This window comes from Bartonella sp. CL100XZDX (genome assembly GCF_042195375.1).
GTDB lineage: Bacteria > Pseudomonadota > Alphaproteobacteria > Rhizobiales > Rhizobiaceae > Bartonella.
On sequence record NZ_JBHIOH010000064.1, the window covers coordinates 80,301 to 87,116 of the forward strand.

General features: G+C 37.7%; 10 protein-coding genes and 2 pseudogenes. 8 read left to right on the plus strand and 4 right to left on the minus strand.

Annotated features, from left to right (window positions below):
- The first annotated feature begins 188 nt into the window (after nt 1-188).
- The 4 genes and pseudogenes from ACFILU_RS07190 (at nt 189) to ACFILU_RS07205 (ending at nt 2,735) form a co-directional block, all read left to right on the plus strand.
- Nucleotides 189-1,097 carry a 4-(cytidine 5'-diphospho)-2-C-methyl-D-erythritol kinase gene (locus ACFILU_RS07190; RefSeq protein ID WP_375675410.1) on the plus strand — a complete coding sequence of 303 codons (909 nt, stop codon included), beginning with the start codon at nt 189-191 and terminating at the stop codon, nt 1,095-1,097.
- Nucleotides 1,098-1,262: 165 nt separating this feature from the next.
- On the plus strand, nt 1,263-1,931 hold the full coding sequence (locus ACFILU_RS07195; protein ID WP_375675412.1) for a ribonuclease HII: 669 nt from the start codon (nt 1,263-1,265) through the stop codon (nt 1,929-1,931).
- Nucleotides 1,932-2,136: 205 nt separating this feature from the next.
- Nucleotides 2,137-2,417: pseudogene (locus tag ACFILU_RS07200) on the plus strand (type II toxin-antitoxin system RelE/ParE family toxin).
- Between the two features lie 18 nt (nt 2,418-2,435).
- Nucleotides 2,436-2,735 (plus strand): HigA family addiction module antitoxin, encoded by a 300-nt coding sequence (locus ACFILU_RS07205; protein WP_375675414.1) that lies wholly within the window; start codon nt 2,436-2,438, stop codon nt 2,733-2,735.
- Between the two features lie 53 nt (nt 2,736-2,788).
- On the opposite strand, the pseudogene ACFILU_RS07210 reads toward ACFILU_RS07205, so the two are convergent.
- Nucleotides 2,789-3,532, minus strand: a pseudogene (locus ACFILU_RS07210) (phage integrase central domain-containing protein); the annotation flags it as partial.
- Between the two features lie 217 nt (nt 3,533-3,749).
- Nucleotides 3,750-4,019, minus strand: coding sequence for a DUF488 family protein (locus ACFILU_RS07215; RefSeq protein ID WP_375675415.1), 270 nt, complete (start codon nt 4,017-4,019; stop codon nt 3,750-3,752).
- Between the two features lie 161 nt (nt 4,020-4,180).
- Here ACFILU_RS07215 and ACFILU_RS07220 point away from each other — a divergent pair, with 161 nt between their 5' ends.
- From ACFILU_RS07220 to ACFILU_RS07235, 4 genes are all read left to right on the plus strand, one after another.
- Entirely contained in the window at nt 4,181-4,540 is a 360-nt protein-coding gene (locus ACFILU_RS07220; RefSeq protein ID WP_375663695.1) for a hypothetical protein, read from the plus strand.
- Nucleotides 4,541-4,651: 111 nt separating this feature from the next.
- Nucleotides 4,652-4,834, plus strand: a complete 183-nt coding sequence (locus ACFILU_RS07225; protein ID WP_273790410.1) for a hypothetical protein — start codon at nt 4,652-4,654, stop codon at nt 4,832-4,834.
- A 269-nt stretch (nt 4,835-5,103) separates the two neighbouring features.
- On the plus strand, nt 5,104-5,418 hold the full coding sequence (locus ACFILU_RS07230; protein WP_375675416.1) for a hypothetical protein: 315 nt from the start codon (nt 5,104-5,106) through the stop codon (nt 5,416-5,418).
- A 135-nt stretch (nt 5,419-5,553) separates the two neighbouring features.
- Complete coding sequence (locus ACFILU_RS07235) at nt 5,554-5,958, plus strand: hypothetical protein (RefSeq protein WP_375675418.1); 405 nt, start codon at nt 5,554-5,556, stop codon at nt 5,956-5,958.
- Between the two features lie 54 nt (nt 5,959-6,012).
- Here the strand turns inward: ACFILU_RS07235 and ACFILU_RS07240 are convergent, their stop codons facing one another.
- The gene (locus tag ACFILU_RS07240) at nt 6,013-6,213 is read right to left on the minus strand and encodes an AlpA family transcriptional regulator (protein WP_015856172.1); all 201 of its coding nucleotides are present in this window, start codon (nt 6,211-6,213) and stop codon (nt 6,013-6,015) included.
- 209 nt (nt 6,214-6,422) lie between these two features.
- On the minus strand, nt 6,423-6,816 hold a 394-nt coding region (locus tag ACFILU_RS07245), incomplete at its 5' end, for a tyrosine-type recombinase/integrase (protein ID WP_375675420.1).

A 6,816-nucleotide genomic window follows, 5' to 3' on the forward strand; every position in this document is an offset into this window, starting at 1 on the left:
AGAAGAAAAAAGGCTTGAAATGATACGAATGAGAACATGTCGTTTGTTTTGTATGAGAACTCTTTATATTTATTGTTTTTTAGAAAACGATTAAGAATATTCCAAGCTGTTTATAGGGCTAGTGCTAAAAGTGTGGATAAAAGGGGGGAATTTGTAAAAGAACCCTATACAGGTTAATATTACGTCATATGATGCCAAATGTACAAGCTTCGTTCCAAAGACATTCCTATTTATTTACACCTATTAAATTGAATTTAGCTCTACATGTTGTGGGGCAACGTGCTGATGGGTATCATTTAATAGAAAGTTTGGTTTATTTTAGTCTTAGCGGTGATTGTCTACACTATGCACCTTGTGAAAATAATCAGTTTGTTTTGACGGGGCCGTTTGCAAAAGGACTTGTTTCTCATTTAGATAATTTGGTTATTCGCGCACGGGACTTTATGCATAAGACTTTTCCGGAATGTGCTCAACCTGCTTTTTTTCGGCTTGTAAAAACATTACCTGTTGCTTCAGGCATTGGTGGCGGCTCAGGTGATGCAGCTGGGGTTATCAGCATGTTGCGTCAACAGTGGAATCTTGATTGCCCTTACGAAGAATTAGCAAAAAAGAGCTTAGTTCTTGGTGCTGATGTTCCCATGTGCCTTTGTGCATTAGAATATCAGCAGCCGCTTTTGGTCAAAGGAATTGGTCAAGAGATGATACAAATAAAAGGAGCCTGTTCTCTTGCAATAGTATTGGTTAATCATGGACAAGAGATTTCAACACCAACTGTTTTTAAAGCGTTAGAGAAGCGTCATAATCCTTCTTTAAAAATTAATACAGACGCTTTAAAAAGTGTTGATTCATTGGTTAAAGCTTTACAAGAAACGCGTAATGATCTTTTTTCTCCTACATTAAAAATAGCACCTCAGTTAGCTGAAGTGTTATCTATATTAGATGAATGTGGGGCTCTTTTTTCCCGTATGTCTGGAACGGGAGCAACTTGCTTTGGCATTTTTAAAAATAAACAAACGGCGCAACAAGCAGCTCTTTTTATCAAATCAATGCACCCAAATTGGTTTGTAAAACCTATCATGACTTTAGGAAATATTTGATAAATAAATATAAAAGCTTTTATTTCATCATGATTTTATTATACATAATGAAAGAGGGGAACCAAAGAAATGTGTTTTTTATCTTTTGTGTAAGAGTTCGCAGAATATTTGAAGAGCCATTTAAAACTGTAATGCTTGCAAAAAATGATCAGGCTACAGAAATAGATGTATGTTTGTTGTATGTGTGATTTATCAAAGATGTTTAATTTGCCGCTTCAACCAAATTTTTCGTGCGAATTGGATTTGCAAAAACAGGGTTTTTTTCATATAGCAGGTGTTGATGAAGTAGGACGGGGGCCTCTCGCGGGACCTGTGGTAACAGCAGCCGTTATCTTGGATATAGATCGTATTCCTAATGGGTTAAATGATTCAAAAAAACTTTCTTTTTTCCAACGAAATAGACTTTATCATGAAATTTTGCAAAGTGCATTAGCGGTTTCAGTCGCCAGTCTTTGTGCTCGTACAATTGATCAATCTAATATTAGAAAAGCAACTTTAGAAGCAATGCGTCGCTGTATTATAGGATTAGCCATTCCAGCCCACTATGTCCTTGTTGATGGGCGTGATATTCCTTCTGAGTTGTCTTGTCCTGCAATGGCGTTGATTAAGGGCGATCAGCGTTCAGTTTCAATTGCAGCCGCATCTATTATTGCGAAAGTAACGCGTGATCGGATGATGGAATGTGCAGGACAAGTTTATAAAGGGTATGGTTTAGAGAAGCATGTAGGTTATGCAACGCTAGCGCATCGTACAGCTCTTGATAAATATGGACCAGTTATAGGGTTACATCGTTATAGTTTTGCACCACTAAAAGAGTGTAAAAAAGGTAATTAAAATCAGTGACTTATTACAAGAGTAAGGGGTTTTATAATCATTGATTCTATTATGTTTTTTGAGTGTCTATCCCTAACCTTTTTGAAGCTTTTTTATCACTTATTCCTATCTATTTTTTCCAGATATAGAATCAGATATTTCTAACATGGGCTTAACTCTTATTTGTTATTAACCGTATAGCGATGATATACGAAAAGGGGCGGTAATGGCAATTGTGAGTTTTAAACATAAGGGCTTAAAATTATTTTGTACAACAGGTTCCACAAAAGCTATTTGACCAGATCATGTAAAAAAATTCGCGTTATCTTAACGGCTTTAACAAGTGCTACTACGCTTGAAATGTTGAGAGAGCCTGCCTTTAAAATGCACCATCTTAAAGGTGAACTTATAGAGTACTGTTCTATATGGGTGAATGGAAATTGGCGTGCTTCTTTTCGCTTTATAGGAACAGATGTGGAGCTTGTTGATTATCAAGATTACCATTGAAGAAAGGAATGAAAAAAAATGATGCACAACCCCGCACATCTGGGTAAAGTTCTGAAAGTAGCTTTCTTAGGAGAAAAGGGGATAACAATACAAAAATTAGCTGATCATCTCCATATGACAAGAGATTCTTTATCAAGAGTGATTAACGGACATGCTTCTATAAGTACCGATCTTGCTGTTAAATTAGAATTAGCTGGTTTTAGTAAAGCAAAATTTTGGTTGGATATGCAAACAAACTATAATTTATGGCAAACAATGCAACAGGCACAACCACCTATTTCTCCTCTGGTTTCTGATACATCTCAAACGTCGCTTTGATTTCGTTAATAATTTTGATAGCAATTTAGTTTGTTAAGCGGTGCTTTGTGAGGCTAACTTTTTTGGAGCTTTTTGATTGCTTCAAGGGAAAGTTTTTACGGTCTGCACTCTTTGTATAAAGGGATGCCATTTTATCTTCGGTTCAACCAAAAAGCGCTTTCATTTGTGAAACCGTAGCACCAGCATTGGCAGTATGTTTTGCTGCTAATTTCGCAATCCGTGCGCTGATTTTTTAATACCCGCCGCATTACATGCTTCACGAAAGAGGTTGCCAAAACTTTCTTTGATAAGCTTATTTCCATCTTTACCACAAATGAATGTTTCATCACCTAAGGGACCAATTTTAAGGGTTGCCTCTAGTTCTGGTAAAACAAGCCCGTATAAAGAAGAAGGTCAATCCAGACGCGTTCATGTGTACCATGTGACCAACGGTGATAATATTTGTCTATGTCCTATTCTAGCCAAGGCAGTAATCCCTTGTTGTTAAGAGATTTTGGTGCTTTTATATTAAAGGCAGGATTTTTATTTAAAAGGGCATTATCAACCGCCCAATTAAAGAGACCGTTTAAAGAGGTCAAAAAATGTTTTGCTGCTGCGAGAGTATGTCGCCTTCTGTCTACGGCGTCAAGAATATGGTGTCTTTCTATACTTTTATATGCACGATCAGCAATATGTTTAGAAACATTATTCAGAATTCGATATTTAACTTTTTGAGTAGATTCTGATTGATTATGCCATTGCATGCTTTGTAAATACTGATGCAATAACCAATCGAAAGAGCCTTTTGTAAGTTTGGTTATTTCCTTGATTTGCGTACAATCCACCCGTAGCGTGAATCATGCATTATTTAAAAGTTGTTAGGAATGGGGAGAGGGCTAGAGGTTGTAAATGCCCCCCATATGTAAAAAGTTTGTAAGTTTATTTTTTAAAATGTGCTTAATTTCATATTTCCAATCAGACAATTGAGTGAGAGCTAATGCGAGTTGTCCTCTATGACACATGTATACATTGGCTTCAAAACAGGTGATAGCAACGCGCTTTTTTAAAAAAAATTTGATATAATTTGTTTATTGCACAAGAATTATTCTTGAGAGTTGTATTTTGATAATCTTCAAAAAGGCGGTCATAATCTTTTTGTGTTTTCAAATTTCTTCGTTTTTCAAAAGCAATTCCAAATTCAGGTATATGCATATATTCAATATCAATATTGCTTATAGCTTTCTCTAATTGTCTTTTCGAAAATCCGAGGTTTCTACTTATTGAATTTTTACGAACATCACACAAAAGTTTAATATTATTTTTGATCAGTTGATTGAGATAGTCCTCAGAGGATTTTCTTTCATAGCCAATGGTAAAAAAATAAAGCTCTCATCTTTAGCAGGCTGTATGATGATATTTTTGATGTTACACACATTTAATTTCCTTAGTAAATGGGTGGGGGCTCCATGAGCGCCTCTTTCAAAAAGGATAAATCCTCTAGCGATTATCATAGTGTTGTGGAGCAATCAGGCATCAAAGCGGGTGATGGCGGCTTTAATATCATTGTTAAAAACAAAACGACCCTAACGGGAGGTATCATTGTCAGCAGCGCACCGGCAGACAAAAACAACTTGATCACAGGAAGCATAAGCACCAGTGATATAACCAACAGTGCACATGCTCAAGCTAGCAGCCAAGGGTTTAGCATTTCTGGGAATGACACGATAAAAAACATTGCCAAAAATGCTTTAAGTCACGGCAAAGCCCATAATGGAGCGGAAGGATATACAAATCCTCTATCGGCGGTGCACCATCATCCTCACTGATACAACTGGACAGAGGGCGATGGGGCAAGATGCTGGACAAATCATTGGCTCTCTCTCTCAACCACAACACCGCAGCAGTCCACCAGGGCTGTCGCACCGATAGATGCCATATTGCTTGAGGGCATCGTTCATAATCGCTTAGACATGATCAATGATTTATCGGATGAAGGTCTTGGATACTGGGACAAAGTGCGCGAAATGACAAATGTCAAAGAGCATCCAGTAGGTGAGGTTGAGCATGATGAAAATGGCAATGTCCTCTATTTAACTGATGAAAATGGAGAACCTATATAAAGACAGTGATGGAAAATATATTACTCTGTATCACTTTTTAAAAGCTGAAGATGAGCAGCCAGCATTTACAAGTTGGTTCTGATGGAAACAGGCGTATGTTCTAAAATGGCATTTTTAACACATCCGATGATGCTGCGTGTTATGCTGTCCAGTTTGCTGACAATGATTATGGTCCCCTTTATTTTACATACTTCCCACAAGCTAAAGACTGGGAAGTGGAAATAGGGATAGCGATTTTTCAGAAGCTTCTGGAAAGTAAACTTTTTTGATTGACCAATTCAACCAAGAAATTCCAGGATACAATGTATCTTTATGGCAATACAGGATTGCATATTGATGCCCATAGTCGTGGCAGTTTGACAGGCTTTAATATGATGAATTCTTTCAAACAAGAAGGTATGCACGGGATAGCCGACAACACGAATATCAATTTCTATAGACCAGCCTTTAATGTTTTAGTTGCATCTGGTCTGTTAGGTTATGTGAGTGATGGCAAACAAACTACTATTGGCTTTGATGGGAATAGATATGACTTTGTAAGCAGAATTATTGGTGTATACCTACGAGACAATACCTGCTGGTAGTAACGTTTGGAAAGAATGATTGAGAGTGGCTACAAATCCCATAAGTTCCCATACCTGTCTTGGAGATGCGGGCCAAGCATGTCGGTATGTTTACGGCTCATCCAATCGAGTACAAGTCCCTTTAAGGAGGAACAAATGAAACAAACTCTAAAATTATTAAGCGCTGTAACTTTGTTCAGTATAGCCGGATGTCAATTTAACAAACCTCCTCTAGGAGAGGTGACAGCGTGGAAGAAACCAGGAGCAGATTTTACAGAGGTAGGAAAAGCTTTGTTAGAATGTGGAATGCCAACACCTTATTATACCGATCCAGAAAGCAGAAAGCTAAGTAACAATGCATGGGCAACAATTCATGCGTGTATGGTTCAATCAGGTTTCCATTATGAAAATGAACATGAGGGAGGATGGTGTTATACTTTTAGAGACGAAAACCTTCCCATTTGTCGTCCAGGCGCTGTCATACCACAGCGAAGTGTTGAGAGACGCTTAAATAGCCCTTATTGTAAAAAACATTCAGAACAACTTGAATGCAAACCTTAAGTCTTGCTTCAGCAGAGAAAGCCTTGTCCTCCCTTCCGTGACAAGGTTTTCTTTTTATGCCGCGTCGTTATAACGTTGCTGTTTTGCTTGCTCGATGACATTCAAAAGATCCGATTGTAACCAACGGGACAAAAAACCAAATTTTAAAGGTTTTGGGAGAGAGCCATTGGTTACATGACGGCGGAATGTTGAAACACTCATATGAAGCAATTTTGCACTTTCACGGTCTGTCAAAAGAATATCATTTTCTGTCATAATAATTTCCTTTCACTATAAAAAAATGGTAACAAATCATAAGCATTTATTAACCATATTTTTGTTCATTTTTGAAGATATTTTATTTATAGAAAACAATATTTTATCATATTTTTTCTGATGTGATAAATTATGACTCTTATTGAGAAAGAATGAGAGACAAGAGAGTTAAAGTTATCCACAGATAATGGGGTTATTCACCCCATATTTTAGGTTTGACCGGTGACATAAGCCGCCCATTTATCCATATAGATCCGGCGTTGTTCTAGATAGTCAGTACGACGATAGGCACGCTCTACTTGTCCTCCTACTGTATGACTTAGAATGGTTTCAGCGACCTCATAGGGGGCATCGGTTGTTTCTGCTAGCCAATCGCGTAAACTAGAGCGAAAACCATGGGGGCAGGCTTCAAGTTTATTGTCTCTCATATATTGAGCCATACACTTCTCAGCGAGGGGACCGCGACCTCTAGCAGAAAAAAAGAAATCATTACGAGAAAGCAATCGTGCTTGTTTTAAAATGTCTAATGCTTCTGTTGATAGAGGCACGCGAAATTCTGTTGTAGCATCACGCCTTCCTTTCATATTCTCAGCAGGAATGGTC